Annotated in this window: 28 protein-coding genes; 17 read left to right on the top strand and 11 right to left on the bottom strand. The window is 69.8% G+C overall.

The features are described 5' to 3' along the window. Nucleotides 1-97 precede the first annotated feature (97 nt). Nucleotides 98-1672, top strand: a complete 1575-nt coding sequence (locus ACFWY9_RS12565; protein ID WP_378338888.1) for an amidohydrolase — start codon at nt 98-100, stop codon at nt 1670-1672. 115 nt (nt 1673-1787) lie between these two features. Here the strand turns inward: ACFWY9_RS12565 and ACFWY9_RS12560 are convergent, their stop codons facing one another. The 4 genes from ACFWY9_RS12560 to ACFWY9_RS12545 form a co-directional block, all read right to left on the bottom strand. Continuing rightward, nucleotides 1788-2168, bottom strand: a complete 381-nt coding sequence (locus ACFWY9_RS12560) for a DUF6247 family protein (protein WP_378338887.1) — start codon at nt 2166-2168, stop codon at nt 1788-1790. Nucleotides 2169-2247: 79 nt separating this feature from the next. Beyond that, nucleotides 2248-2799 carry a DUF305 domain-containing protein gene (locus ACFWY9_RS12555; RefSeq protein WP_378328088.1) on the bottom strand — a complete coding sequence of 184 codons (552 nt, stop codon included), beginning with the start codon at nt 2797-2799 and terminating at the stop codon, nt 2248-2250. 91 nt (nt 2800-2890) lie between these two features. After that, nucleotides 2891-4204: an alpha/beta hydrolase gene (locus ACFWY9_RS12550; RefSeq protein WP_378338886.1), complete on the bottom strand. Its 1314-nt coding sequence runs from the start codon at nt 4202-4204 to the stop codon at nt 2891-2893. After that, on the bottom strand, nt 4201-5379 hold the full coding sequence (locus ACFWY9_RS12545; protein ID WP_378328086.1) for a hypothetical protein: 1179 nt from the start codon (nt 5377-5379) through the stop codon (nt 4201-4203). Before ACFWY9_RS12545 ends, ACFWY9_RS12550 begins: the two co-directional genes overlap by 4 nt. A 163-nt stretch (nt 5380-5542) precedes the next feature. On the opposite strand from ACFWY9_RS12545, the gene ACFWY9_RS12540 reads away from it, so the two are divergent. From ACFWY9_RS12540 to ACFWY9_RS12525, 4 genes are all read left to right on the top strand, one after another. Next, entirely contained in the window at nt 5543-6196 is a 654-nt protein-coding gene (locus tag ACFWY9_RS12540; protein ID WP_378338885.1) for a response regulator transcription factor, read from the top strand. Continuing rightward, on the top strand, nt 6193-7305 hold the full coding sequence (locus ACFWY9_RS12535) for a sensor histidine kinase (RefSeq protein WP_378328084.1): 1113 nt from the start codon (nt 6193-6195) through the stop codon (nt 7303-7305). The genes ACFWY9_RS12540 and ACFWY9_RS12535 overlap by 4 nt, the downstream gene beginning before the upstream one ends. A 152-nt stretch (nt 7306-7457) precedes the next feature. After that, entirely contained in the window at nt 7458-8186 is a 729-nt protein-coding gene (locus ACFWY9_RS12530) for a hypothetical protein (protein ID WP_378338910.1), read from the top strand. Nucleotides 8187-8205: 19 nt separating this feature from the next. Next, entirely contained in the window at nt 8206-8613 is a 408-nt protein-coding gene (locus tag ACFWY9_RS12525; protein ID WP_378338884.1) for a response regulator transcription factor, read from the top strand. Here ACFWY9_RS12525 and pip read toward each other — a convergent pair. Then, nucleotides 8587-9558 carry a prolyl aminopeptidase gene (gene pip / locus ACFWY9_RS12520; protein WP_378328082.1) on the bottom strand — a complete coding sequence of 324 codons (972 nt, stop codon included), beginning with the start codon at nt 9556-9558 and terminating at the stop codon, nt 8587-8589. The genes ACFWY9_RS12525 and pip overlap by 27 nt on opposite strands. 108 nt (nt 9559-9666) lie before the next feature. On the opposite strand from pip, the gene ACFWY9_RS12515 reads away from it, so the two are divergent. Further along, nucleotides 9667-10071, top strand: coding sequence for an NUDIX hydrolase (locus tag ACFWY9_RS12515; protein WP_378328081.1), 405 nt, complete (start codon nt 9667-9669; stop codon nt 10069-10071). Here ACFWY9_RS12515 and ACFWY9_RS12510 read toward each other — a convergent pair. Continuing rightward, a complete protein-coding gene (locus ACFWY9_RS12510) occupies nt 10058-10849 on the bottom strand; it encodes a hypothetical protein (protein ID WP_378338909.1) in 792 nt (263 codons plus the stop codon). The two genes, ACFWY9_RS12515 and ACFWY9_RS12510, sit on opposite strands and share 14 nt — an antisense overlap. Before the next feature lie 533 nt (nt 10850-11382). On the opposite strand from ACFWY9_RS12510, the gene ACFWY9_RS12505 reads away from it, so the two are divergent. The 4 genes from ACFWY9_RS12505 (at nt 11383) to ACFWY9_RS12490 (ending at nt 14554) form a co-directional block, all read left to right on the top strand. Then, a complete protein-coding gene (locus tag ACFWY9_RS12505) occupies nt 11383-11682 on the top strand; it encodes a YciI family protein (RefSeq protein WP_378328080.1) in 300 nt (99 codons plus the stop codon). 208 nt (nt 11683-11890) lie between these two features. After that, the gene (gene folP, locus ACFWY9_RS12500; RefSeq protein ID WP_378328079.1) at nt 11891-12760 is read left to right on the top strand and encodes a dihydropteroate synthase; all 870 of its coding nucleotides are present in this window, start codon (nt 11891-11893) and stop codon (nt 12758-12760) included. Then, entirely contained in the window at nt 12757-13524 is a 768-nt protein-coding gene (locus ACFWY9_RS12495; RefSeq protein WP_378328111.1) for a pyrimidine reductase family protein, read from the top strand. Before folP ends, ACFWY9_RS12495 begins: the two co-directional genes overlap by 4 nt. Before the next feature lies 1 nt (nt 13525). After that, the gene (locus ACFWY9_RS12490) at nt 13526-14554 is read left to right on the top strand and encodes a class I SAM-dependent methyltransferase (RefSeq protein WP_378338883.1); all 1029 of its coding nucleotides are present in this window, start codon (nt 13526-13528) and stop codon (nt 14552-14554) included. A gap of 21 nt (nt 14555-14575) precedes the next feature. Here the strand turns inward: ACFWY9_RS12490 and ACFWY9_RS12485 are convergent, their stop codons facing one another. After that, complete coding sequence (locus tag ACFWY9_RS12485) at nt 14576-15517, bottom strand: hypothetical protein (protein ID WP_378338882.1); 942 nt, start codon at nt 15515-15517, stop codon at nt 14576-14578. A gap of 89 nt (nt 15518-15606) precedes the next feature. Here ACFWY9_RS12485 and ACFWY9_RS12480 point away from each other — a divergent pair, with 89 nt between their 5' ends. Beyond that, entirely contained in the window at nt 15607-17130 is a 1524-nt protein-coding gene (locus ACFWY9_RS12480) for an AMP-binding protein (RefSeq protein ID WP_378338881.1), read from the top strand. Here ACFWY9_RS12480 and ACFWY9_RS12475 read toward each other — a convergent pair. Further along, the gene (locus tag ACFWY9_RS12475) at nt 17127-18290 is read right to left on the bottom strand and encodes an epoxide hydrolase family protein (protein WP_378338880.1); all 1164 of its coding nucleotides are present in this window, start codon (nt 18288-18290) and stop codon (nt 17127-17129) included. The two genes, ACFWY9_RS12480 and ACFWY9_RS12475, sit on opposite strands and share 4 nt — an antisense overlap. A 55-nt stretch (nt 18291-18345) precedes the next feature. After that, nucleotides 18346-18738: a cupin domain-containing protein gene (locus ACFWY9_RS12470; protein ID WP_378338879.1), complete on the bottom strand. Its 393-nt coding sequence runs from the start codon at nt 18736-18738 to the stop codon at nt 18346-18348. A 132-nt stretch (nt 18739-18870) separates the two neighbouring features. On the opposite strand from ACFWY9_RS12470, the gene ACFWY9_RS12465 reads away from it, so the two are divergent. From ACFWY9_RS12465 to ACFWY9_RS12445, 5 genes are read left to right on the top strand one after another with little or no spacing between them, the layout of a single operon-like run. Continuing rightward, nucleotides 18871-19854, top strand: coding sequence for a helix-turn-helix domain-containing protein (locus tag ACFWY9_RS12465; RefSeq protein ID WP_378328073.1), 984 nt, complete (start codon nt 18871-18873; stop codon nt 19852-19854). Nucleotides 19855-19876: 22 nt separating this feature from the next. Beyond that, the gene (locus tag ACFWY9_RS12460; RefSeq protein ID WP_378338878.1) at nt 19877-20305 is read left to right on the top strand and encodes a VOC family protein; all 429 of its coding nucleotides are present in this window, start codon (nt 19877-19879) and stop codon (nt 20303-20305) included. A 9-nt stretch (nt 20306-20314) separates the two neighbouring features. After that, nucleotides 20315-21565 (top strand): hypothetical protein, encoded by a 1251-nt coding sequence (locus tag ACFWY9_RS12455; protein WP_378338877.1) that lies wholly within the window; start codon nt 20315-20317, stop codon nt 21563-21565. A gap of 22 nt (nt 21566-21587) precedes the next feature. Next, the gene (locus ACFWY9_RS12450; RefSeq protein ID WP_378328070.1) at nt 21588-21944 is read left to right on the top strand and encodes an MmcQ/YjbR family DNA-binding protein; all 357 of its coding nucleotides are present in this window, start codon (nt 21588-21590) and stop codon (nt 21942-21944) included. Nucleotides 21945-21965: 21 nt separating this feature from the next. Continuing rightward, the gene (locus tag ACFWY9_RS12445) at nt 21966-22700 is read left to right on the top strand and encodes a transglutaminase domain-containing protein (RefSeq protein WP_378338876.1); all 735 of its coding nucleotides are present in this window, start codon (nt 21966-21968) and stop codon (nt 22698-22700) included. Between the two features lie 59 nt (nt 22701-22759). On the opposite strand, the gene ACFWY9_RS12440 is transcribed toward ACFWY9_RS12445, so the two are convergent. Both ACFWY9_RS12440 and ACFWY9_RS12435 read right to left on the bottom strand, forming a co-directional pair. Then, a complete protein-coding gene (locus tag ACFWY9_RS12440) occupies nt 22760-25900 on the bottom strand; it encodes a TIM-barrel domain-containing protein (protein ID WP_378338875.1) in 3141 nt (1046 codons plus the stop codon). Nucleotides 25901-25966: 66 nt separating this feature from the next. Continuing rightward, complete coding sequence (locus ACFWY9_RS12435) at nt 25967-26089, bottom strand: hypothetical protein (RefSeq protein ID WP_378338874.1); 123 nt, start codon at nt 26087-26089, stop codon at nt 25967-25969. Here ACFWY9_RS12435 and ACFWY9_RS12430 point away from each other — a divergent pair. Then, the coding region (locus ACFWY9_RS12430; protein ID WP_378338873.1) for a methyltransferase domain-containing protein at nt 26082-26732 on the top strand (651 nt) is incomplete at its 3' end. The two genes, ACFWY9_RS12435 and ACFWY9_RS12430, sit on opposite strands and share 8 nt — an antisense overlap.

Below are 26732 nucleotides of genomic sequence, written 5' to 3'. Positions count from 1 at the left end.
CCCAGGGGCGAGGTCCCCCGTCATCGCGTAACTCTGCCATACCCTGCCCCCCGCACGCAGAGCCCCCGGCGGGCGGGGGCTCACGTGGGCGGTCGGCGTGACGACGTCCGTCGCCGTCACCGGTGGCCGGATCAGCGCGCTCGGCGACGACGTCCCCGCGCTCACCGGCCCGAAGACCGAGGTGATCGACCTGCGGGGCAGGCTGCTGCTGCCCGGTTTCCAGGACGCGCACATCCACGCCGTCGGCGGCGGCTACGAACTCGGGCTGTGTCATCTGTCCGATGTGGACACACTCGCGGAGTACACCCGGGTGATCGCCGAGTACGCGCGCCGGAAACCCGGCGCCGCCTGGATCACCGGCGGCGGCTGGTCGCTGGAGGCGTTCCCCGGCGGGCTCCCGACGCGGCGACAGCTCGACGCCGTCATCACCGACCGGCCGGTGTTCCTGGTCAACCGCGACCACCACGGCGCCTGGGTGAACTCGCGGGCGCTCGAACTGGCCGGGATCACCCGGCACACCCCCGATCCGCCGGATGGCCGCATCGAGCGCGACGCCGACGGCGAGCCGAGCGGGGCGCTGCAGGAAGGTGCCATGGGGCTCGTCGGCAAGCTCGTCCCCGAAGCGACTCCGGCCGAGATCTTCGACGGCCTGCTGCGCGCCCAGGATCTCCTGCACTCGCTGGGAATCACGGCGTGGCAGGACGCGCTGCTCGGCGCGTACGGCGGGATGCCCGACGCGAGTGACACCTACCTCGATGCCGCCGCGCGCGGGAAGCTGACCGCGCGGGTATCCGGCGCGCTGTGGTGGGATCGCGACCGTGGCGCCGAGCAGATCGACGAGCTGGTCGCGAAACGTGAGCGGTTCCGCTATCCCCGGCTCAAGGCCCGGACGGTCAAGATCATGCAGGACGGGATCGCCGAGAACCACACCGCGGCGATGATCGACCCGTATCTGGGTGGCTGTGGTTGTACAGGCGCGCATCGCGGGATCAGCTTCGTCGACCCGCACCGGCTCGGCGAGTACGTGTCCACTTTGGACCTGCTGGATTTCCAGGTCCATTTCCACGCGCTGGGCGACCGCGCCGTCCGCGAGGCGCTCGACGCCGTCGAGCTGGCCAGGGAGACCAACGGCCACCGGGGAAACCGGCATCATCTCGCCCATCTGCAGATCGTGCACCCCGACGACGTCCACCGGTTCGCGTTGCTGGGCGCGGTGGCGAACATCCAGCCGTTGTGGGCGGCCCACGAACCGCAGATGGACGAGCTGACGATCCCGTTCCTCGGCAGGGAACGCACGCGCTGGCAGTACCCGTTCGCCGCCCTGCTCAACTCCGGCGCCACCCTCGCCGCGGGCAGCGACTGGCCGGTCACCAGCCCGGACCCGGTGCAGGGCATCCACGTCGCGGTGAACCGGATCAGCCCCGGTTCGACCGCGGAGGCCTTCCTGCCGGAACAGCGGATCGGGCTCGCCGCCGCGATCGACGCGTACACCTCGGGGACGGCGTACGTCAATCACGCCGACGACACCGGGCGGATCAAGGTAGGGAATCTCGCGGATCTGGTGGTGCTGGACCGGAACCCCTTCGACGGCCCCGTTTCCGCCATCGCCGACACCCGGGTGGCGATGACGTTCGTGGAAGGGCAGCGGGTCTACTGCGCGGACAACGCGTGAGCCTTACCTGTGGGGTGGGGCGACGTGAACGGCGGTCTCGCGTGCTTGGGCGGCGATCTCACGTGGTTGGAAGCGGAACTCGCGTGATTGGGAGCAGGTCACTCGAAATAGCAGGTCAGAGACCGAGTTCCGTCTGGAGTTTGTCCCACGTCACGCTGCCGGGCCGCGGCCGTCCGGTACGGTGCACCTCGGCAGCGCTTGCCAGCATCCGGCGGTAGCCTTCGGGATCACGCTCAGTCAACAACGCTACCCGGCGCCAGGTACGGAGCACTTCCCGCAGCCGATCCAGCCGCAATGTCTGCCGCGCTGCCACGAGCGCGGCCTCGAACGCAGCGTCGAACTCGTCGAGCTGTTCCGGCAGGAGTGCTGCCCGGATCGCCTCCGGTGAGCTGAACTTCGCCGCCGCGTCCAGGTCACCTGCCCACTCAGGAGACGACTCCAGTCCATCGACGTCCGACGGACGGGGTGACTCAGGGTAGTGCGCGGCTGCGGTCATACCGCCATTCTAGCGGCTGAGTACGCCCTGCGGCCGGACCGGCGGCAACCTCACCCGTTCGAATCCGGCCCGTGAGCGGTCAGGGGAGGCGGGACTTGAGTTGGGTGATTTCGGCGGACTGGTCGGTGACGATCTGCTGCGCGAGTTCCTTCGTCTCGGGGTGACTTCCTTGGGACAGCACGGTTTTCGCCATGTCGACGCCGTGGCCGAGGTGTTTGGCCAGCAGGGCGGTCCAGGTCTTGTCGAAGGCGGCGCCGGAGGATTCGTCGAGGGACTGGAGTTCGGCGGCGCTGAGCATCCCCGGCATGGCGTGGCTCATGTGGTCCCCGGCGACCGGAACCGCGACGTTCCACGAGCGCAGCCAGTCCGACATCCGGCCGATCTCGGCGTTCTCCTTCTCCGTGATCTCCGTGGCCATGTGCCGCACGAACTCGTCCTGGCTGCGTTTCAGCGCCAGCGCGGAAACCACCACGGACTGCCGGTGGTGCGGGATCATCATGGTGGAGAACTCGACGTCGGCCTGGTTCTGCCCGGCGCCGCCTCCCCCGCCCGCTCCGCCCGCCGTCATCGAACATCCGGTCATGAGTACCGCGGCCAGCCCGACAACGGCGGCCGGCAGGCGTCGACGCATGGGTTCTCCCTTGCCGGTGGTGCCTCCTACCCGGTGATACGGCCACCTTCCCGGAAGGGTTCAAAGAATCTGAGCGGCTGTCGGAAACCCGTCAACCGTGCGTGATGCCCAGCCGCTTGCCCAGCCAGTCCAGCGAACGGACCATGCCCGCGTTCCAGGCAAACCAGTTGTGCGCGCCGCCGACCTTGATGAGGTGGACCGGGAGGCCGTTGCGGCGGCAGGCTTCGAGCACCTTCCGCTGCTGCACCATCCCGGCGGTGTCCCCCTCGCCGACGGTCAGGATTCCCGCGCTGCCGGGAAGTTTCACGCGGCCGAGGACGTCGATCGGGTTGATCTCGGTGAATTTCCGTTCGTCCCCGCCGAAAGCCTCGTCGACGGTCCGGCGGTGCGAACCGAGCGTCGGCTCGTCCTCCCCTGATATGTCCACAAAGGACGGAAACAGCTGGGGCCTCCGCACGGCGAGCTGCAGCGCGCAGGTGCCGCCGTAGGACGATCCGGCGACGGCCCAGTGCCGCGGCGCCGGGTCGATCTGAAGGTTCGCCCTGATCCACGCCGGGACGTCCTCGGCGAGGTAGGTCTCGGCGGCGCCGAGCCGGGAATCGAGGCACAGCGGGTTGGCGAAGTGGCCACCGGTCGTGTCGGGCATGACCACCACCGGCGCGATGCCGTGGTGGGTGGCCGCGTAGCCGTCCATCATCGTGGACAGCTGCCCGCCGCGTACCCAGTCCGCCGGTGCGCCGGGCTGCCCGTGCAACAGCATCAGCACCGGCAGCAGCGGCCGGTTCGGCGCGAAGTAGGCCGGCGGCAGGTAGATGTACGCCGGGCGGGACGGGGTGAACGCCGCCTTCACCGCCGGGATCGGCATCTTCACCAGCACGCCGGAGCGGCGCAGGTCCGGCGGCGGGCGCCAGAAGTCTCGCAGTGCCCGGCCCTGCCGCGGCGGCACCGGTTCCGGCACGGGAGCGGGGAGGTGTGCCATCGCGACCTCGTTCACCGGGTCGACGCCGAGCACGGCCCGGATCGTCGGGTACTGGCCGTAGTAGGTGTTGATCCCCGCCACCGAGGTCAGCAGCACCAGCACGGCACCGCACACCGCGGCGAGCCTGCGCCACCACGGTGTCCGCCACAGGCTCGCGACCGCGAGGCCGAGCGCCCACAGCCCGGCGCCGCCCCAGAGCACCACGGTGAGCGGCAGCGCGTCGGGGAACAGCCGCAGCACCGACCCGAGCAGCCATTCGACGAGCACGCACGCCACGACCGTGCCCGCGGTGACGGCGGGGACGACCTTGAGCCACCACGAACGCCCCCGCCGCGCCAGCAGCGCGACGGCGCCCGCCACCCCGAGGACCACCACGACGACCGGGAGCCAGCCGTCGATGACCGAGATGTCCAGAAACGCGTTCACGTCGTCTCGGAAAGTCTCGCTCGGTAGACGTCACGGGCGGCGAGACTGACCGCGAGGTGATCGGTGAGCGGATCGAAGAACGCGACGCGGTACTTCTCGTCCGTCACCGTGGACGACGTGAAGTACACCGCGGAAAAGGCCGCGATGAACAGCGAAACCTGGAGCAGTTCGTTGGGCACCGGAATCTGGATGCCGAACAGCGTTCCCGGTGTGGGCCCACTGGTCGCGTACGCCTTGATCACCTCGTCCTTGAGCGCGATCTTGCCGAACGTCACGAAGAAGACGAAGGTCAGCGTAGCGAAAACGAGCGTCTGGAACGCCTGGGTGAGCACGAGGACCAGCACCATGTTGGCGCGCTCCAGCTTCGACAGCGGGACCCGGTCGGTGTCCGCGACGGCCCGCGCGAACGGCTGGAACGGAGTGCTCTCGAGCTTGTCCAGCGCGACCGTCGCGTTCCGCAGCGAGGTGAGCCGGCGCACCTCCTCCGAAAGCATCGTGAGCATGAACAGCACCGCCACCACGACGAACAGCGCGACGACCCACCACATCCGCTTCCGCTCCACCGAGGCGGCGAACTGCCAGATCTCCGCGGTGAAGAACCCGAACAGGGTGAACAGCAGGAACAGCGGGAGCGCGCGGCTGGTCAGTTCGCCGAGACTCCTGGCCTGCCGCATCGCCGCACGCGCCGACCAGCCCACGATCGAGCCGCCGCCGAGGAACGCGATCCCGAGCAGCAGGAGAACCACGAGGGCGTGCGCGGGGATCGTCACCGGCAGCGGGTCCTCGTCCGGGCCCAGCAGCCACGCGATCGGCAGCACCAGCACGTACACCGCGATCGCCACCGAAGCGACGGTGGTCCCCCGATGGCGGAGCACCGCCCAGCGAACCCATTTCGTGGTCAGCCACGCGGCGAGCGCCGGGGCCACGACCAGCGACAGCAGCAGGCCGAAGTACCCCACCAGGAACAGGTCGTTGTCCAGCCTGCGCTCGAACTCCGCCTCCGTGCCGCCGTCGACGACGTCCAGGGTGATGAGCAGCAGCTGCCACACCGCGGCGAACGCCAGTGCCGGGACGACACGCACCAGCAGGCTGCGCGGGCGGCCCTTGACGACGGCGGGCAACCCTCGCCGCCGGAACCACTGTTCTGCCGCGTCCCGGTCGTACCGCTGTTCCATCCGCCGATCCCCTCCGCCTGTTTCTCCGTCTACTGTGGACCGTAATGATCGCGCGGACCATCCGCGCACCAGCGCGGACGGCCCCGCCGATCGGCGGGAAATCGCCCCGCCGGGTGACTGGGCTATCGTCGGCAACGAGGACTAGAGCGGCAGGAGCGCCAGGGTGATCCGTGTTGTTGTGGTGGACGACGAAGCGCTGGTGCGGTCCGGGTTCCGGCTGATCCTCAACGCCGCCGGCGACATCGAGGTCGTCGCCACCGCGGCCGGGGGCGAGGCCGTCGACGAGATCACCCGGCACCGGCCCGACGTCGTGCTGCTCGACATCCGGATGCCCGACGTCGACGGCCTCACCGTGCTCGGGCGGATCCGGCGGCTGCCCGAACCGCCCGTGGTCGCGATGCTGACGACGTTCGACTCCGACGAGTACATCGCCGCGGCACTGCGCGCGGGCGCCGCCGGGTTCATCCTCAAGGACACCGATCCCGACCAGCTCGCGCACCTGGTGCGCACGCTGGCGGGTGGCGGCGTCGTGCTGTCGGCGAAGGTCACCCGGTCGGTGGTGGACCGGTACCTCGAAGGCCGTGAGGACCCCGCCGCGACCGCGAGCGTCGGCAGGCTCAGCGAGCGGGAGCGCGAGATCCTCGTGCTCATCGCCGACGGGCTGTCGAACGCCGAGATCGCCGCCGCCGTCCACCTGTCCGTCGGCACGGTCAAGGACCACGTGAGCGCGATCCTGACCAAGCTCAAGGTGACCAGCCGGGTGCAGGCGGCCCTGCTCGCGCAGCGTGCGGGCCTGCTGGCCGGGGACGAACGATGACGCGGCTGTGGCCGTGGACGCGCAGGCTGCCGTCGTGGGTCTTCGACCTCGCGCCGGTCGGGCTGGCGGCGCTCGACACCTGGCTCAACGCCAAGCACGCCACGCCGTACGAGTTCAGCGCGGCGGCGATCGCGACGCTGGCGCTCCTGCTGCGCCGGTCCTTTCCGCTCACCGTGCTGGCGATCACGTTCCCCTCGATGGTCGTCTCGCAGTCCGTCGTCCCCGCGCTCATCGCGCTGTACACCGTCGGCTGCCACTACCGCAATCGCTGGCTGCTGGCAGGCTGCATGGCGGCGGGGGCGCTCGGCTACGCCACGCCGTGGCCGCCGATGCTGGAGCTGTCCCACGACGACGTGCTGCTCGGGCTGATCTACTCGACGATGACCGCGGCGGCGCCGGTGTTCCTCGGCATGCTCGCCAGGACCGGGCGCGAGCTGTCGGTGCGGATCGACGAGATCGAACAGGCGCGGGAACAGGAGCGGCTGCTCATCGAGCAGACGACCCTGGCGAGGGAACGCACCCAGCTGGCCAGGGAAATGCACGACGTCGTCTCGCACCAGGTCAGCCTGATCGCGGTCAGCGCGGGCGCGCTGCAGGTCGGCGCGCCCGACGCCGGGACCAAGGAGGCCGCGTCGACCATCCGCGAGCTCAGCGTGAACACCCTCGACGAGCTGCGGCACATGGTGACCCTGCTGCGTGCCTCGGGCAGCCAGCCGACCGAGCTGACCCCGCAGCCGACACTGGCCGAGCTGGAGCGGCTCATCGCGACCAGCGGTATCCCGGTCGAACGGCACGGCGAGCTGCCCACCGGCCTCGGCGCGCCCCAGCAGCGCGCGATCTACCGCACCATCCAGGAGGCGCTGACCAACGCGCGCAAGCACGCGCCGGGCGCGAGCGTCACCCTCCACATCGGACACACCGCGACCGAGGTCGACGTCACTGTCGTGAATGGACGGCCCACCCGCCCGACACTGCGCCTGCCCAGTGCGCAGCACGGCCTCATCGGGCTGCGGGAGCGGGCCGAGCTGCTCAGCGGATCCTTCGAAGCGGGTCCTTCGTCCGAGGGCGGATACCGGGTCCGCCTGCGGCTCCCGCTTTCCGCGGGCTGACCGGCGGGGGCGAAATCCCGCCGACCGGCGGGCACACGCCGGACGGTCAACGGATGGTGGGGGCCGGGTCACTCGGCAAGGCTGGTGCCACGGTCCTCGGACCGTCCGGCGCGGCGTCCGCCGCCCGGCCCTCCTCGATCCGGGAGTCACCGATGGGCATCGCGATCGTCCTGATCGTGCTCGTGGCCGTCGCGGTCGGCGCGATCTTCGTGTCCCGCGCCCAGGCCGCGGCCAGGCAACGTCAGCTGGAAGACACGAAGGCCGAGACACGGCGCTGGGTGGAACGGCTGGGCGGGCAGGTCCTCCAGCTCGTCGGCACGAACGAGGCCTCGAAGCAGGCGCTCGCGGACGCGTCGGAGCGGTACCACGCCGCGGGAAGCCAGCTCGAACAGGCGGCCACGGCCGAACAGGCCGAACTGGCAAGGGAAACCGCGCTCGAAGGGCTGTACTACATCCGGGCCGCGCGGATCGCGATGGACCTCGATCCCGGCCCCGCCCTGCCGGGCGACGAGGAACGTGCCAAGGCGGGCGCGGTCACCGAGCACCGCAGGGTCGAGGTCGACGGCCAGACCTACGAAGCCTCGCCGCAGCCGGGCGAAAACACGCCGCACTACTACCCCGGCGGCGAGGTGGCGGGCCGCCCGGTGCCGCAGGGCTGGTACAGCACGCCGTGGTGGAAGCCCGCGCTCATCGGCGGCGCGTGGGGCCTGGGCGCGGCGGTCGTGGTCGGCGGGCTGTTCGCCGGGATGGCCGGGGGCGCCAACGCCGGTGCCTGGGCGGACGGATACGCGGCCGGACACCACGACGGTGCCGATTCCGGGTACGCCGGGTTCGACGCCCACGACGCGGTTTCCGCCGACTACAGCGACTTTGACTACTGATCGAAGCGAGGAGCCGCCGGTGATCCGGGTGGTCGTGGTCGACGACGAGGCTTTGGTGCGGGCCGGTCTGGAGCTGATCCTGAACGCGGCGGGCGACGTCCGGGTCGTCGCCACCGCCGCCGGCGCCGAGGCCATGGCCGTCATCGCCGAACATCGGCCGGACGTCGTCCTGCTCGACATCCGGATGCCCGACGTCGACGGGCTCACGCTCCTGAGGCAACTCCGCGAAACGATTCCGCGGACGGCCGTGGCGATGCTGACGACGTTCGGCTCCGACAGCTACGTCGTGAAGGCGCTGCGTTCGGGTGCGGCCGGGTTCATCCTCAAGGACACCCGTCCCGACCAGCTGGCCCAGCTCGTCCGCACGCTCGCGGCGGGAGGGGTCGTGCTGCCGCCGCGTTCAGCGCGGGGACGGACGGGGTGGTGAGACGGCGTGCGCGAACCGATCGGTGGCGGCCACCCGCGCGGCGGTGAACTCGGCACTCCCGCCGTGCCCGGTGTCGTCGATCAGGACCAGCTCGGCCTCGGGCCACGCGGCGACCAGTTCCCACGGCGTGCCACTGAGATTGGACAGGTCGAGCCTGCCCTGGATGACCACGCCGGGAATACCCGCGAGCCGCTCCGCGTGGCGCAGCGCCATGTCCTCCTCGAGCCAGGAGCCGTTGCCGAAGTAGTGGGTCACGATGCGCGCGAACGCCAGGCGGAACCTCGCGTCCTCGAACCGGGGATTCCGCGGCGAAGTCGGAACTATCGCCGATTCCCAGTCACACCAGGCTTTCGCGGCCTTCGCACGGACGTCCGGATCGTGATCGAACAGCAGGCGGTGATAGGCACCGGCGAGATCCCCGTCCCGGCTGCTTTCCGGCACTCCGGCGCGAAACCGTTCCCACGCCTCGGGAAAGAGCGGGCCGAGCCCCCGGATGAGCAGTTCGGTCTCGGTCCGCCTGCCCATCGAAACGCACGCCAGCACCAGCTCCGAAACCCGGTCCGGATGGCGGACGGCGTAGGTGATCGCGAGCGCGGATCCCCACGAGGCGCCGAAAAGCTGCCAGCGGTCGATGCCGAGCATCGTGCGCAGCAGTTCCATGTCGCCGATCAGATGCCAGGTGGTGTTCGCCGAAAGGTCCACGTCCGGTTCGCTCGCGTGCGGGACGCTGCGACCACACCCGCGCTGGTCGAACAGGATGATGCGATACCGGCCGGGATCGAAATAGCGGCGCGCGTGCGGGGTGCAGCCCGACCCCGGCCCGCCGTGCAGCACGACCGCGGGCTTACCGTCCGGATTACCGCATTCCTCCCAATACACCTGGTTTCCGTCACCCACGTCGAGCATTCCCTGCCAATAGGGCTCAATCTCCGGGTACAGGCTCATCTCCGGGTACAAGCTCGCTTCACCCCCAGTGAAGTAACAGCACTGTCAGGATATCATCCGATGATCAGACGTGTGAAGCGCCCCCGCGCGCGTGCGAAGATCGTTCGCATGAGTGAGCCCGCGGAGAAACACCTCGCGTACACCTGGCTTCCGCGCGGCGAGACGGTGCTGTTCCTTCGCCGTCATCCGGCGAATTTCCTTGGTGGCAAATGGGAACTGCCCGGCGGCACGGTCGAACCCGGTGAGCCGCCGGAGCGGACCGCCGTCCGCGAGGCCGCCGAGGAGGCCGGGCTCACGATCACGGTGACCGGCGAGCGCAGCAGGCACACCTGGCGCGACGTCACCGGCCGCGATCTGCTCGTCCACGCGGTCGTCTACCACGCGGCCGAAACCGCGGCCGCCGATGTCGCGCTCAATCCCGGGGAACACGACGACTTCGCCTGGCTGACCCCGGAGGAGGCCGCCGCCCTCGACCTCCTCCCGCACGTCCGCGAAACCCTCACCACCCGGTGAACGACGCGATGCCCACCACGGCCGTCAAGACGGCGTCGGCGGCGACGGCCAGCCAGACGATCCGCAGCCGCCGTCGCTCGTCCCATCGGGTGAACCGCAGCAGCCACGCCAGCCCCGGCAGCACGAGGATCGCGTGCATGGCGACGGCGTGCAGCGGCTTCAACGATCCCGCGGTCGTGTAGGCCAGCTGCGGGTCGCCGCCCCGCGCGAGCACGACACCGCGCGCGATCATCACCGCGCCGGTGGCCAGCGCCACCAGCAGCACCAGCAGGCCGAAGCGCACCGCGAGCCGCATGCTCGGGCTGAGCACACCGGGGTCGGCCATGGCCGCGACGGTGAAGCCCAGCATGGTCAGGATGATCACGGCGCCGCCCGCGGCGAGCGTCATCGAGACCGCGGTGTCGAAGCCCGTCTCGAAGTTGAAGTGCGAGGGCACCCGGCGCCAGGCCTGCATGCTCACCAGCGCCACCTCGGCGACGCACGCACCGAGGAACAGGCCGAGCAGCGAACGGCGCGGGCCCGGGCGCACCTTCACGTACGACGTGGCCCAGGCGACCGAAACGAGCGTCAGCCCGAACGAAAGCCCGAACGTCACGGCCTTGCGCAGCGAAACCGGGCCCAGCCACGAGCCGCCGGTCAGGAACAGGACGACCGCCGTCAGCAATCCGCTGAAGAACAACATCGCGCCGACCGCATAGGCCGCCCGCTCGATCTTCCGGCCGTCGCGCCAGATCCCGGCCAGCGCCGCCCCCACGGCCCGTATTCCCGCTGTCCCCATGATTGTCGTCATGGGCTCAAGTGTCGGGTGCCGGACCGGAGAACGCGTCCGTCCGGTGACGACAACCGACGTACGCAGATTTGCGTATCCCGGTGGGCTGTCGACGACTTCCCCAGACGACGCAGCGCCGGACACTCGGGGTTGTACCCGGCGCTGCGCCCACCGACAGAAGTCTCCCGCCGGGACAGGCGCAGCGGTATGCCCAGTGTCCGGTCGTGCCCGAAAATGGCTGATCAGTGCCCATGCGGCAGCTTTCCGGTCCGGATATCCGGCCGACCGGCCCGCGGGGATGATCAGCAACGCGAAGTCGGCCGAACACTCATGGTGACGACAGGCCGAAGTCCCGTGCTCGTTTCCCGGCGACCGGCGAACACGCAACGGTTTCACGTATGACACTTTTCGACGTCGTCGATCATTAATGGAAAAGCAGAAGTAAAGAACCGCCGGAGATTCTTTGTCGGGTTATTGCCAGTGGTATTAACCACTCTTCTGGAAGCGTGCGAGAACGACCGTACGAGTTCTACTCTTGCATTATGTACATCGCATTGTTGCGCTACACAGCGCCCACCGAGGAAGTCGACTACGCATTGCCCGACCACAGCACCTGGTTGCGCAAGCAGTTCGCACGGGGCCTGTTCCTCGTCTCCGGAAAAGGGACCGGCAACGCCGACCAGGTGATCCTGACCCGCCCCGTGCACCGCGGCAAACTGGACGCGGTCCTGGCCACGGACCCGTTCGTCCTGCAACGTCTCGCCCGCTACGACGTCATCGAGTTCTCCGCGACTCGCACCGCACAGGAACTGTTAGCCATCAACGAGGCCATCGCCTCCTGATCACGGACGCCAGCGGCGAGGTGGCCTTCGGCAACGACGCCCGCCACCTCCCGGCGAAGAACCGACGGGTCCGAGATCCCGCGAGCGCCCCGCGCCGCCGGTCGATCCGCCGTCAGGGTAGGAACACCGAAGAACCCCCGGGATTCGTTGAAGGCTCACCTATGATCGTCCGGGCAACACCGCCCGAGGCACGCACAGGAGAGCCCGCATGAAAACCCCCGACCTGGTCTTCCGAGGCCGTCGGCTAGCCAGTGACCACGCGCTGATCATGGCGATCGTCAACCGCACCCCGGACTCGTTCTACGACCACGGTGCGACGTTCGCCGAGGAACGCGCCAGGGAGGCCGTGCGGCGCTCGCTCGAAGACGGGGCCGACGTCATCGACATCGGGGGCGTCCCCGCCAGCCCCGGGCCCGAGGTCACCGTCGCCGAGGAGATCGCCAGGGTGCTCCCGACGCTCCACTGGGTCCGGGAGACCTTCCCGGACGTGGTGATCAGCGTGGACACCTACCGCGCCGAAGCGGCCGACGCCTTCTGCGCCGCCGGAGCAGACCTCGTCAACGACAGCTGGGCCGCCGCGGACCCCGAGATCCTGGACGTCGCGGGCCAGTACGGCGTGGGCTACGTGTGCTCGCACACCGACGGGCTCGCCCCGCGCACCGACCCGATCCGGCCCCAGTACGACGACGTCGTCGCCTCGGTCGTCGCGGACACCACCGAACTGGCCGAACGCGCCATCGGCAAGGGCGTGCCCCGCGAGGGGATCATGATCGACCCGTGCATCGACTTCTCCAAGAACACCTACCAGTCCCTGACCGTGCTCCGGAACGTCAAGGCACTGGTCGACACCGGCTGGCCGGTGCTGATGGCGCTGTCGAACAAGGGAGTCGTCGGGGAGACGCTCGACGTCGAGATGGACGACCGGGTCATCGGCACCCTCGCCGCGACCGCCCTCTGCGCCGAGCAGGGCGCCGCGATGTTCCGCGCCCACCAGGTCCGGGAAACCCGGCACGTGGTCGAGATGGTCGCGAGCATCGTGGGCACCCGTCCGCCGGCCAACGCGGTCCGGTGGCTGTGATCCGGCAGATCTGGCCCGGGCCGGAACGCGCGCTCGGCGAGGACGACCTCGCACAGCTCTACCGCTATCCGGCGGACCCCAAGTGGCTCGCGGTGAACTTCGTCTCCAGCGTGGATGGCGCGGTCGAGATCGGCGGCAAGTCCGCGGGCCTGTCCAATCCGACCGATCGCGTGGTCTACCAGCTGGGCAGCGACCTCGCCGACGTCGTCCTGCTCGGCGCGGGCACCGCGACCATCGAGGCCTTCGACGGCATCCACCCGGACGAGCGCACCGCCGAGCGGCGGCGACGGCTCGGCCTGTCCCCGATCCCGCCCATCGCGGTGGTCACCTCGGGCCGGTCGCTCCCGCCCGACGCACCGGTGCTCACCGAGGCCTCGGTGCCGACGATCGTCATCACCAGCGAACAGGCCCCGCCCGCGCTCGTGGCCGCCTGGTCGGCCGCGGGCGCGGAGGTGCTCGTGACCGGCCGCGAGGAGGTGGACCTCCGGCAGGCGATCGCTACCCTCGTCGAACGGGGCTTCGGCCGCATCGACTGCGAAGGCGGACCGCGGCTCTTCGCATCGCTGCTCGAAGCGGGCCTGGTCGACGAAGTCCGGCTCACCCTGTCGCCGCTGCTCGTCGGGGGGACCGCCGACCGGATCGCGGTCGGCGCGGACTTCCTTCCCGCGGGGGCGGCGCTGGCGTCCGTCCTCACCGACGGCGCGACCCTGCTGCTGCGCTACTTCCCGTCCCCGGCCGATCGGCCCGACGAAAGGAATCCGTGAGGTGTCGACCTACTCCTCCGCCGCATCGCACTACCTGTCCGCACGCAGGCGTGACCCGGTCAAGGTGCTGATGGAGGAGGTGGTGACGCGGCGGCTGTTCGGGCACGCGGTGAACGGCCTGCGCCTCCCGCCCGGTGCTCCCCTCCGGGTGCTCGACATCGGCTGCGGTACCGCCGACGGGCTGCGGCTGCTGCGGCACGCGGCCGACGGCGAATCGCCCGTGGCCGCCGGGCTCGCGCTGGACTACGTCGGCCTGGACGCCGACGCGGCCATGGTCGAGACGGCCCGCTCCCTGTATCCCGAACCCGGTGTCCGCTTCGTCGAGGGCGATGCCAGGGCCCAGCTGCCGGACGAGGACTTCGACCTCTATCTCTCGTGCGGCGTGCCCTATTCGCATCTGACCGGCGACGAGACCACCGACGTGCTGACCGCCATCCTGCGCCGGGCGGCGAGCCGGACGCGGCCGAGCGCGGTGGTGGTCGACGTCCTCGGGCGGTATTCCGTCGAGTGGACGCCGCAGTGGCACCTGTCCCGCTGGAACTACGCGATGACGTTCTTCGAGGACGTGGACGAGCAGGTCGAGGAGATGATGACCTGCTACGACCGCGAATCCCTCGGCGCGGTCGTCGAGCAGGCCGCGGCCCGCGCCGGAGCGGGCGATCTCCGCACGACGTTCTTCGACCGTTCGGTCCTCCTCGGGCGGCACACCGCGACCCGGACGTTCAACCCGGCGATACCGCCGTACCGGACGCTGGTCAACGACCTCTACCGCGGCCAGCCTTCGGCACGCGACGAACTCCGTTTCACCCCGCCCGCAGAGGGCGCGCCCGCCCCGATCCTCGAGTTCTTCCGGGACTGGGCGCGGGAGTGGAATTCCATCGTCGACGAAGCCTTCGGCACCAACAACACCCTGGGATCCGCCGAGGAGGCGAAGGCGCTCGCCACGACTCTGCTCGACTTCGAGCGCCGCCCACGCGCGGGACTCGGTGTCGGGCACTCGCTGACCGCAGTGGTCATCGTTGCGCCTTAACTCACCAGCGCACGAGGCGGTTCAGGATGTTTCGGCCGCCTCGTGCGCTTTTCGCGCTGCTTCCTGGGCTTCGGCGAACGCGGTGCGGGCGGCGTCGAGGTCGTTGCCCGCTTGCTCGGCGCGGTCCTCGGCGTCCGCGAGCCGGGTCCGCAGCTCCTCGACCCGCGCGTTCGCCTGGTCCGCGACGCGTTCCGCGCGCACCAGATCGCGCTGGGCCTGAACGCGTTCCTTGGCCAGCGCCTGCGCCGCACGCCGCAGCCGCTCGCGCTCCTCACGTTCCCGCTTCGCGCGTTCGGCTGCTTCCCGCCGTTCCCGCTCGGCCTTCTCCTGCTCGCGCTTGCGACGTGCCGGTTCGAGCGACGTCACCTTCTTCGCCGGTTTCGGCTGGGCCTTCGACGGTGCGGTTTTGGCTTCCTTCTCCGGTTTCCGCTTGGTCTTGATGCTCGCGGGAGCCGCCGCGAACGTCAGCCACTGGTCGCTGTCCTGCTGGGTGACCATCGACGTCAGCCTGCCCGCGAGGGCGAGTTCGGCGGTCTCCGGATCGGCGGCGACCGCCTCCAGCGTCGCTTCGACCTCCCTGGCCACCGGCTCGCTCAACCGCGGGACTTCGGTCCGCATGATCCGCCGGATCAGCTCGTGCCGGCGCTGGGTGAGCGTCCGCAGTTCGGGCCCGGCGAGCTTCGCGTGCGCGTCACGCAGGGCCGGGCCCAGTTCGGCGAGTTCGGCCAGCGACGCCGAGTCCTCCCGTGCCAGCCCGTTCACCACCGACGCCGCGATCGTCGGCTTGCGCAGTGCGCGGATCCGGTCCGCGAGCGCGGCGTCCCCCGCCGCCTTCGCCTCGCGCGCCGCGGCGTTGCGCGCGGTGACGAACCCGGCGGGGTCTCCCGCGTAGAGCGCGTCGGTCACCGTGTCGAAGTCCACCCTGGTCAGCGAACCACACCGACGTTCCACACGCGAGGACATCCCCTGGCGATGGCGTACGGTGGACGGGCGTCACCGGAGGTGAAGGCCGCCCTGGGCAGCGTCGCTTGTGGAGGATGGAGGATCGGCACGTGTTCTTCGATTTGGGTGTCCGGGATTTCCTGGACCGCGCCGAGCTGGTGTACCCGGACCGGGTGGCCGTGGTCGACGAGCCCGACCAGCCCGCGCCCTCGTGGGGTTCGCTGACCTATCGGGACGTCGCGCGGCTGGCCAGGGCACAGGCGGCGAACCTCGAGACGCTCGGGGTGCCCGTCGGCGGCCGGGTCGCGATCGTTTCGCACAATGCCGCGCGGCTGCTCGTCTCGTTCTTCGGTGTCTCGGCCTGGGGCCGGGTCCTGGTGCCGGTCAACTTCCGGCTCGCGGCGGCCGAGGTCAAGTACATCGTCGAGCACTCCGGTGCCGAAGTACTGCTCATCGACCCGGAACTGCGGCACCTGCTCGACGACGTGACCGCCAAGCACGTGTTCGTCCTCGGCGAGGACGACGAAAAGGTGTTCGGCGGTGACGGCGTCCCGCAGGACTGGGCGGGCGACGAATCCGCCACCGCCACGATCAACTACACCTCCGGCACCACCGCGCGCCCCAAGGGCGTCCAGCTGAGCCATCGCAACATCTGGCTCAACGCCGCCGTTTTCGGCCTGCACACGACGTTGTCCGACAACGACGTGCTGCTGCACACGCTGCCGATGTTCCACTGCAACGGCTGGGGCATGCCGTACGCGGTGACCGGGCTCGGCGGCAAGCACATCGTGCTCCGCAAGATCGACGGCGCCGAGATCCTGCGCCGCATCGACGAGCACGGCGTCACGATCCTGTGCGCGGCGCCCGCGGTGGTTTCCGCCGCCCTCGACGCCGCCGAGAGCTGGGACGGCGAAATCCCCGGCCGGGACAAGGTCCGTATCGTGGTGGCCGGCGCGCCGCCGCCGACCCGCACCATCGAACGCGTCCGCGCCGACCTCGGCTGGGAGTTCATCCAGCTCTACGGGCTCACCGAAACCGCGCCGCTGCTGACGATCAACCGCATGCGGTACGAATGGGCCGATCTCGACCCGCACGAGCAGGCCCGCCGCCTCGGCCGCGCCGGCACACCCGGCCTCGGCGTCCGGATCGCCATCGACGCCGACGGCGAGGTGCTCGCGCAGTCGAACACGAACCTCGACGGCTACTGGCAGAACCCCGAGGAGACCACGCGGGTCCAGGAGGGCAACTGGTTCCACACCGGCGACGGCGGCACCTTCACCGACGGGTACCTGACCATCGCCGACCGCAAGAAGGACGTCATCATCAGCGGCGGCGAGAACGTGTCGTCGATCGAGGTCGAGGACGCGCTCAACTCGCATCCGGCGATCCGCGAGGCCGCGGTGATCGGCATCCCGGACGAGAAGTGGGGCGAACTCGTGACCGCGCTCGTGGTCACCGACGGCTCGGTCTCCGCCGAGGAGCTGATCACCCACTGCCGCGCGCACCTCGCCGGGTACAAATGCCCGAAGCGGGTCGAATTCCTCGACGCGCTGCCACGCACCGCGACCGGCAAGATCCAGAAGTTCAAGCTGCGCGAACCGTTCTGGAAGGACCAGGAACGCCAGGTGAACTAACGCACCAGGCGGAAGAACGTCCGGAGCTCCTCGACGAAGAGTTCCGGTTGCTCGAACGCGGCGAAGTGCCCGCCGCGTTCGAGCTCGTTCCAGTGCCGGATGTCGGTGAACCGCTTCTCCGCCCAGCGCCGCGACGGCCGGGTGATCTCCTTCGGGAAGATCGAGCAGCCGGTCGGGACGGCGATGGTGTCCTCTGTGGACTCGGCGGCCCATTTCCGCATCGCCTTGAGGCTTTCCCAGTACAGCCGGGCCGAGGAGGCGCCGGTGCCGGGCAGCCAGTACAGCATGATGTTGTCGAGCAGTTCGTCCCGGGTGAACACGTTCTCCGGGTCGCCGTCGCAGTCGGTCCACGCGCGGAACTTCTCGAGCACCCACGCGCACTGCCCGGCCGGGGAGTCGACCAGCCCGTACCCGAGCGTCTGCGGCCGCGTCGACTGCTGGCCGGAATAACCGGATTCCCATTCGCCGAACTCGCGCGCGGAAGCCAGCGCCGCCCGTTCCGCGTCGGTGAGGTCGTCGAGCGTGTCCTTGTCCGGCCCCACCGTCGGCATGTTGAGGTGGATTCCGGCCAGCGGAGCCGGGTTCCGCAGTGCCATGAACATCGTGACGACGCTGCCCCAGTCCCCGCCCTGCGCGCCGTAACGGCTGTAGCCGAGGCGCTCCATCAGCTCCGCCCACGCCGACGCGATCCGCTCGACCGACCACCCCGGTTGCTTCGGCTTGTCGCTGAAACCGTAGCCGGGCAAGGAAGGGCAGACGACGTGGAACGCGTCGGCGGCGTCCCCGCCGTACGCCGTCGGGTCGGTCAGCGGCCCGATCACCTTGGTGAACTCGACGATCGAACCCGGCCAGCCGTGCGTGATGACGAGCGGGAACGCGTCCGGATGCGGGGACTCCGCGTGCAGGAAGTGGATCCCCAGCCCGTCGATTTCCGTGCGGTACTGGGCAAACGAGTTCAGCCGCGCCTCGGACGCACGCCAGTCGTAGCCGTCCGCCCAGTACTCGCAGAACCGCCGCACGTAGTCGAGCGGGATGCCCTGGCTCCAGTCCGCCACCGTCTCCGGCTCCGGCCAGCGCGTGCGGCGCAGCCGATCGGCCAGGTCCGCCAGGTCCGCTTCGGGGATCTCGATCCGGAACGGGGTGATCTCCGGGGTGCTCACGATCTCCACACTTAGCGCGCGCAGACCGATACGGCAAGCAATCCGCGGAAATCCGCTACGTCGTCAGCCGATGTCCGGTGGTGACGTCGACGTACTCGGGGACCTCGTCGTGCTCGTCGCCGACCGAAAGCGTCCCGGACGGCTCGATCACCATGATCGACGCACCCTCCTTCGAGGACGGCTTGTGGAACACCCCGCGCGGCACGACGAACAGCGAACCCCGGGGCAGCGTGACGACCCGCTCCTCCCCGTCGCGCAGCGCGATGTCGAGTTCGCCTTCCAGCACCAGGAAGAACTCGTCGGTGTCGCGGTGGACGTGCCACACGTGCTCACCGGCGACCTTGGCGATCCGGACGTCGTAGTCGTTGATGTTCGTGACGATGCGCGGGCTCCAAATGGCGTCGAATCCGGCCAGCGCGGTGCTGATGTCGATGGGTTGCTTGCTCATGCGATCGCCTCGCTCCGCGAGACAGTGTTCGATCCCTTTTGGCGCATGATATCCATGATTCGCTCGCAAGCTTCGCTCATGAGACCCATCCTCACCGTGGCGCGACGGCTTCACGAGTGCTAGGAATCGCATATGTCGCATGATTCCTCGCATGCGGTCGCGGTCCTCGTGGACGAGGGGTCCAACCCGTTCGAACTCGGCGTCGCGACCGAACTGTTCGGCCTGCGCCGTCCCGAACTCGGCCGGCCCTGGTACGACTTCACGCTCTGCTCCGCCACGCCGTCGGTGCGCATGCACCTGGGCATGTTCACGCTTTCCGGCATCGCCGGGCTCGACGCCGCCGAGGCAGCGGACACCCTGATCGTGCCCAACCGCCCCGATCCACAGGTGCCCCCGAACCCGGCGGTGCTCGACACGATCCGCCGGGCGGCCGGGCGCGGCGCGCGGCTGATGAGCTTCTGCACCGGCGCGTTCACCCTCGCCGAGGCGGGCGTGCTCGACGGCCGTCGCGCGACGACGCACTGGCGCTGGGCGGACGAGTTCACCGCCCGCTTCCCGCTGGTCGAGCTCGAACCCGACGTGCTGTTCGTCGACGACGGCGACATCCTGACCGCCGCGGGCAGCGCGGCCGCGCTGGACCTGAGCCTGCACGTGATCAACCGCGATCACGGCGCCGAGATCGTGAACGCGGTGAGCAGGCGGCTCGTCTTCACCGGCCACCGCGCGGGCGGCCAGCGGCAGTTCGTCGAACGGCCCGTGCCGGACGTCCCCGACACCTCGCTCGCCCCGACGCTGGAGTGGGCGCGGGGACACCTGAACGAGCCGCTCACCGTCGCGGATCTGGCGGCGCGTGCCGCGACCAGCCAGGCGACCCTGCATCGCCGGTTCCGTACCGAACTCGGCACCACACCACTGGCCTGGCTGACGACCGAGCGGATCGCCCTCGCCTGCCGCCTCATCGAACGCGGCGAACTCCGGCTCGACGCGGTGGCCGACGCGAGCGGTTTCGGCACGGCCGCGAATCTGCGCGTGCAGCTGCGCCGGCACACCGGGCTGACACCGACCGCTTACCGACGGCGTTTCGGCCTGGCACCGGAAGCCGTAGCCGGGGCGTGAGCATTCCTGCGACGATGGGCCGATGGACGCTCCTTTGCTGCGTCAAGTGGTCCTCGACTGCACCGACGCGCGGAAACTGGCGGAGTTCTACCGGGAACTGCTGAACCTGACCTACCGGCCGGGGGACGAGCCACCACCCGAGGGCGAACCGGACGAGCAAGGCCAGGACTGGCTGGTGCTGCGCAATCCCTCCGGTCCGCCGCACGTCGCCTTCCAGCAGGTCGACGAACTGCCGCGGCCGACATGGCCGGACGGGCAGCATCCGCAGATGCTCCATCTCGACCTGAGCGTGCCGACGGCCGAGGAGCTGCTCGCGCACCACGAGCGGGCGCTGTCGCTGGGCGCCGAGCTGTTGTACGACCGGTTCCAGGATCCCGAGGAACCGCTGCGGGTCTACGCCGATCCGGCCGGGCATCCGTTCTGCGTCTTCGTCGCGCCGCCGGAGGGCTGAGACGTCGCTGTGAAACAGCCGCACTGGATCGGCGACGGTCCGTTGCCGGAAACGTCGCGGATGACGTACCTCGAGGCGGTTCAGTCGCTCGAGAACCTGATCCGGGCGCGCCGGGACGTCCGCCTCGACTGGTCCGGCGGGCGCGGACCGCGGAGCGACGCTCGCGTCGTCTTCCTTGCCACAGCGGGGATCCCGGAGCACCGAGTGCGCTTTCGCTCGCCCCAGCAGATCGGCGCGCTCGCCCGGATCCTGGGTTCGGCGCGGCCCTTGCCGGACCATCAAGGCCTGTGGAGCGAACGCGAAAGAACGATCACGGCCCGTGTCGTCGGGGATCACGACGAGCTGGTGCTGGCCCTCGCGCGGATCATGACTCCGAAGACACCGGACGACGGCGTCCTCCCCGACAGCCCGCTGGGCCAGGACGTCCGCGACCGGCTGGCCAGCAGCGGGGTCTTCCTGACCAGCGAAACCGCGGCGGGGCCGAAGCCCGGCAGGCGGACGATGCGGCTCGTGGCCGCGGACGACGAGCTGATGACGTTGTATCCCCGGCGGTTCCGGACCGCGCCCACTCTCGCGCTGGCACTGACCGGATTCGAGGCCGCCGCGGCGAAGACCGCACAAGAGCTGCTGGTCGGCTACGGCGCGGCCTACCTCCACGAAGTGGTGCAGGCGACCGGCGTTTCGCTGCGGCTGTGGGAGGCGGACTACCCGTCGGACCGGCGTTCCGCCGGAAGCGGCGTCGGCAAGATCGGGTTTCCCAGGGAACGCTACGACGTCGTCCCGGTTTCCCTTTACGCGGCCGCGAATTCCCCCGGCCGTGATCTACCGGAGAAATACGTGAAGTACTACCAGGTGCTGGAGTACTTCATGCCAAGGGCCGCCGCGGCGGTGGGCGGCAAGGTACGGTCCGAAGTGGACCGGTTGCACGCCATCGCCGGTCTCGCGATCACGCCGTCACAGATCGCCGGTTTCCTGCGGGGCAACGACTTGCTGACCGGTCTGTCCGACGACGGGCTCATCCGGGATGTCCCGGTGCTCCGCGCGGACACCGACACCCATCCGGTGCCAGGGCTGGACTACCGGCCCGATGTGGTGAAGCGGGTGTACCGGATCCGGTGCCGGATCGGGCAAGGTGGTCGCGACCGGGCAGAGGCCATCAGGCCCTACAGCCGCGAAGCCCGCGACCTGGGCGCCGATCTGCGGCTCATCCGGTTCTTCGCCGAACGCGCCATCCAGCACTGGTCCGCCGCGCTCCCCTGAGATCCGGGGCACAATGGGGCGTATGGCCGACGATCCGGTGCGACGACTGCGGGAGCTGTGCCTGTCCCTGCCCGAGGTCACCGAGCGCCTCAACCATGGCGAACCCGCCTGGGCAGTCCGTGGGAAGGCACTGGTCACCTTCTCCGAGCGCAAGCCCGCCGGCCGGGTGGGCTTCTGGTGCCCGTCACCGCCGGGCGAAACCGAAGCGCTGGTCGCCGAGCAGCCCGGGAGGTTCTTCCGGCCGCCCTTCGGCGGACGGGACTGGCTGGGTGTCTATCTGGACGTCCCGGTGGACTGGACGGAAGCGCGAGAGTTCATCGTCGAGGCCTACCGCATGATCGCCCCGCGGAAGCTGGTGGCCCAGCTCGATCAGCCCTGATCACGCGGGCATACTGGCATCATGGCGAACGTGCTCGTGACCCCGTGGTGGTATCGCCGCCGCGCGGTGGACACCGCCGAGGCCGCCATGGGCAGCGCCGATCCCACGCCGATCCTCGACTGGCATCATCCGCTGGTCCGATCGCTCGCGGAGCGGGCCGAGGGCGACCAGCTCACCGGGCTGCGCACGGCACACCGCCTCATCACGGAGTCGGTCCGGCCGGTGTACGCGGTGAACGACAGGCAGCCGATCTCGCGCACCTTGCGCCGGGGACGAGGCTCATGCAGTCAGCGCCTGGCGATTCTCGAGGGAGTCGCGCGCAGCAAAGGAATTCCCACCCGCGTACGTGGTCTCGTCGTCGACGGGCGGTTCTGGTATCCGCGGTTCCCTCGCCTGAGGTATCTGGTCCCGTCGCGTGTTCTGCTGGCATGGCCGGAATTCCGCGTCACGCGGGAATGGCTCCCCGTCGGTGAACTCTTCGGAGACATCACCGCGTCGGCCACCCCCGCCGCGTTCACCAACACCGGCGCCGAGACCTTGTTCGACGCGGTCGCCCGCACCGCGGTGGACTGGGACGGGCTCACCTGCACACCCGGAAATCCTTCCGCCTGCGACCTGTCCGCGACCGTGCTCACGGATCTGGGGCGGTTCGACTCGCGCGACGAGCTGTTCGCGCGCAACGGCCAGACACTCTGCGGACCGCTCACCGCGCTCGCGGACCCGTTCCTCAGCCGGTGGGCTCCGTCTTCAACCTAGCCACACGACAACGGGACAGTGCCTGGCAGCGCGGGCCAGGCACTGTCCCGGGTCTCCGGTCAGGCTACGCCCAGTGCGAAGACGTGCATCGCGGAGTTGCTGGGCAAGGTGACCGCGACGACCTCCTTCCCCGCGGTCACCGGCACGGTGTTGGCGAACACCCGATACGGCGTGGTCGGATAGGCCGGTCCGCCGCGCGTGTTCTTCCCCAGCACCGAGGCCACTGTGGACGCTCCGTACTGCGCGGGATCGGCGCAGCACCAGTTCGGGAAGCCGAGGTCGGCGGAACTCGTGGTGCCGTCGGCGTAGTGCACGGTCACCGTTCCCTGGGCCTTGCCGGTGCCCGTCCCGGCCAGGACGAGGCCGGAACCCTTGCCGGACAACGAAATCGTCTGTCCTGAAGCGACAGTGTTGTCCGGGCGGCCGGTGCCCGCGTCCGGCCAGGTGAGCCGGGCACCCCTGGCCTCGAAGGTCGCGCCCGGTTTCAGCCCGGACTCGGCCAGGCCTTCGGCCCGGAAACTGCTCCCGCCACCGTCGAGGTCACCCGCGGCGGCGTGCGCGGCATCCGTCACCCCGGTGTTCCCGTAGGCGGCACCCAAGGACGCGTACGGAACCGTGACCGTCGCCGAGTCGGTAACCTGATGATCACCGAGTCTGGCCCGGTACCGGACACTGCCCACCAACTGGTAGTCGTCGGGCTTGGCCGACGTACCCGGCGCCAGCGTCACCGGGACCCGGACGGTCTGGCCCGGCATGACCAGCCGCCGGTCACCCGCGACGTCGGCGCGGAATCCACCGGGAGCCGAAACCGAGAAGGTCACGTCCCGCACGGGCAACGGCGTTCCGTTGGTGAAGCTCAACGTGGCCTGGGCGGACGAGCCGGGCGCGACCAGCGGCGGCGCCGAGAGCGTCACCGAGCCCGCGTTGTCCTCCGGGAAGAAACCGCCCACCGCACTCGACCCGTGCAGCCGGACGTCCTGCCGCTCGGACGCCGCGATCGGCGCCGTCTTCACCCGCACGACACCGCCGCGATCGGCGGCGTCGTACCACCAGCCCGAAGGTGCGGCGTCGAGTTCGGCGCGGCTGGGGTACTGACGCAGCACGCCGTTCCCGGCCTGGACGGCGCCCGGCTTCGATCCTGTGTGGACAGTGAGCTGGTAGCGGCGGGCGTCCGGTTTCCCGTTATAGGACCCGGAACTCGCGCCGATGCCCACCGTGACGGTGCCCGGCCCGGAGTTTGGAGCGTCCACAGTGAACTGTTGCGTCGCCTGCTGCCCACGCTGGTAGCCACGGGTCACGCCGTCGTCCTCGGTGAGCGTGAAACCGCCCTTGCCCTGCGGGTAGACGTCGAGGTCGAGCGAGCTCTTGTCCCGTGTCTGCCACGACTTCGTGCCCTCGCCCCACATCGGCACGACGGCACCCGCACGGACGAACAACGGCAGCGTGTCCAGCGGGGCGTCATAGCCGTCCACTGTGGTGGGTCCGGTGTAGGTCCGGCCGGACCAGTAGTCGATCCACGTTCCCTTCGGCAGGTAGATCCCGTTGCGCGTGGTCGACTTCTCGTACACCGGTGCGACGAGGAAGTCGGTGCCGGAGAGGAATTCGTACTTCGCCTTGTCGGTCCACACATTCGGATCGCCGGGGTACTCCATCGCGAGTGGACGCACCTGCCCGACGCCGGTGTTGTGCGCCGCGACGGAGTAGCTGTACGTGTAGGGCAGCAGCCTTTCCTTGAGCAGCAAGTACTTCCGGTTGATCGAGGTGTACGGCTCGCCCTGGCGCCACGGCTGCTTGTCCGAGGACGCCCAGCCGTCCATCGTCATCGCCACCGGCAGGAAGGTCTTCCACTGCAGGTCCCGCACGTACGTCTGGGGGCTACCGCCGAAGATGCCGTCGATGTCGCCGGTGTTGTAGGCGATCCCGGACGTCGTCGCGCCCGCGTAGGTCGGGATCTGCCAGCGGATGTAGTCGTACGATCCGGACTGGTCCCCGCTCCACAGCACGCCGCAGCGCTGCGCGCCCGCCCAGCTGACCGGCTGCCACACGAAACCCCGTGCGTCGCTGTTGTCCTCGATACCCTTGTGCGCGGTGTCGCACGCGTCGAGCGCGAACTGGTAGCCGGGGCCGACCCAGGCGACGTCGAGCTTGCGCACCCGCACGCCCGCCTTGACCTCCTCGCCCTGGTGCGGCAGCCCGTTCTCGGTCCACAGGCCCAGTTGCATATTGTCCTTGCGCAGCCCCTCGCCGACCTGCTGCAGGTTCTCGTACCCGCAGCCGTAGCCGTCGTTGACGAGCATCCAGCCGTTCGGCATGCCGTTGGCCTGGTAGCCGTCGGCCACCTTCAGCGCGTCGAGGGTGTGCCGCTCGCCGCGGTTCTTGTTGTGCAGGTAGCAGTCGGAGTCACCGGTCTCCAGCCCGTAGATCGGCGGCAGGAACGGCTTCCCGACCAGATCCGTGTAGCCGGAGACGACGTCCTTGAGCCCGTTGCCCACGACGTACACCGCGTCGAAACGCTTTTCGTCGTGGGTGGTGCGGACGGGGTCGGTGAACGAGTAGCTGCCCGGCGCGAAAGTGTTGCGCAGCACGCCGTATCCCGCGGTGGAGGCGTAGAACGGCTGTGAGTTCGGGGCCCCGCCGTCGTTCCAGTTGTCGTCGGCGAAGATCTTGATCGTCTGGTCGCGGTGACTGAACCGGCCGTTCTGCTCCCCGCCGCCGACGAACTGCTCGGCCGCCCCACGGGCCAGCGTCTGTGTCGTGGTCTTGCCGTCCCAGGACAACGGCGCCGACTCCGCCCAGATCTGCCGCGAGTCGGCCCCGTCGTACAGAGCGAACTTCAGCGGGTGCTTGTAGGCGCGCAAAGTCGCCTTCGGGGTGGAGATCGCCCAGTACGCGCCCTTGTCGACCCGGCGCGGCGTGGCGGGCTGCCCGCCACGCGGCTGGACGATCTTGCTTCCCGCCGGGTCGGTGAAGTTCCCGTCCGGGGCCAGCCAGAGGCGGACCGCGGCCTCGGCCGGGAAGCTGACCTTCACGGCGGCGGCACCCGACTTCAGCGTCACCACGGGACCGTCCGCCGAGACCGCCGTCAGATCGCCCAGCCGCCCCGACGGCGCGGCGGCCGGGTCGGCGTAGGCGGCTGTCGGGGCGAAAGCGAGGATCGAAGCTGTCGCCAAACTCCATAGCGACTGCGCAAGTCTGCTCATTTATGGCACCTTTCGCGCATGAACACGCATGATGCCTCTGTATAGCTCACTCCGGGCGCGCTGTCATCAGCCGAACCGGTTCAGGGTGCGGAACGCCCGACTTCCGTAGGTAGCACGCACCGGGACCTCGCTGATCGGCCCCAGCCCGGCATCAAGCGGCACAATGACGACCATGTCGACGATGCTCAAGCTCCTGGACGCCTTTGACGACCTGCCCCAGGCTCGCGACCTCCGGGAACGCAGCTACCCGGGACTCGGCGACACCGTGGTCGACGTCGGCTGCGGCAGCGGGCGGGCCGCCGGCGAGCTGGCCGCCCGCGGCGCGCGGGCCATCGGCGTGGACATGGACACGGCCATGCTCAAGGTCGCCGCCAAACGCTGGCCCGCGTGCGAATTCCACGTCGCCGACGTCACCGCGTTGCCGCTCGACGACGGTTCGGTCACCGGCTACCGCGCCGACAAGGTCCTGCACGACCTCGACGACCCCGAGCCCGCCGTTCTCGAGGCGCGCCGGGTCCTGGCCAGGAACGGCCGCGCGGTGCTCGTCGGCCAGGACTGGGACGCGTACATGATCGACTCGAACGATCCCGAACTCACCCGCGAGATCATCCGCGCCCGCTCGGACGGCGTGCCCAGCCGCTGGGTGCCCCGGCAGTACCGGAACCTGTTGCTGGACAACGGATTCATAGACGTCACCGTCGAGGGGGCCCCCAGACGGGGGTGCGCCGCCCCCGGGCGGGCGCGGGGGGCCCACAAAGGCGGGCCGGGGGGGGGGGGGAAACACCCCCGGGCCCGGGGGACCCCCCCCCCGCCGGGGGGGGCCGGGGGTGGG

Source organism: Amycolatopsis sp. NPDC059027 (assembly GCF_042739735.1).
In the GTDB taxonomy this organism is placed as follows: domain Bacteria; phylum Actinomycetota; class Actinomycetes; order Mycobacteriales; family Pseudonocardiaceae; genus Amycolatopsis.
The sequence above is the reverse complement of the archived record's forward strand: the minus strand, read 5'-3'. Positions and strand labels throughout refer to the sequence as shown.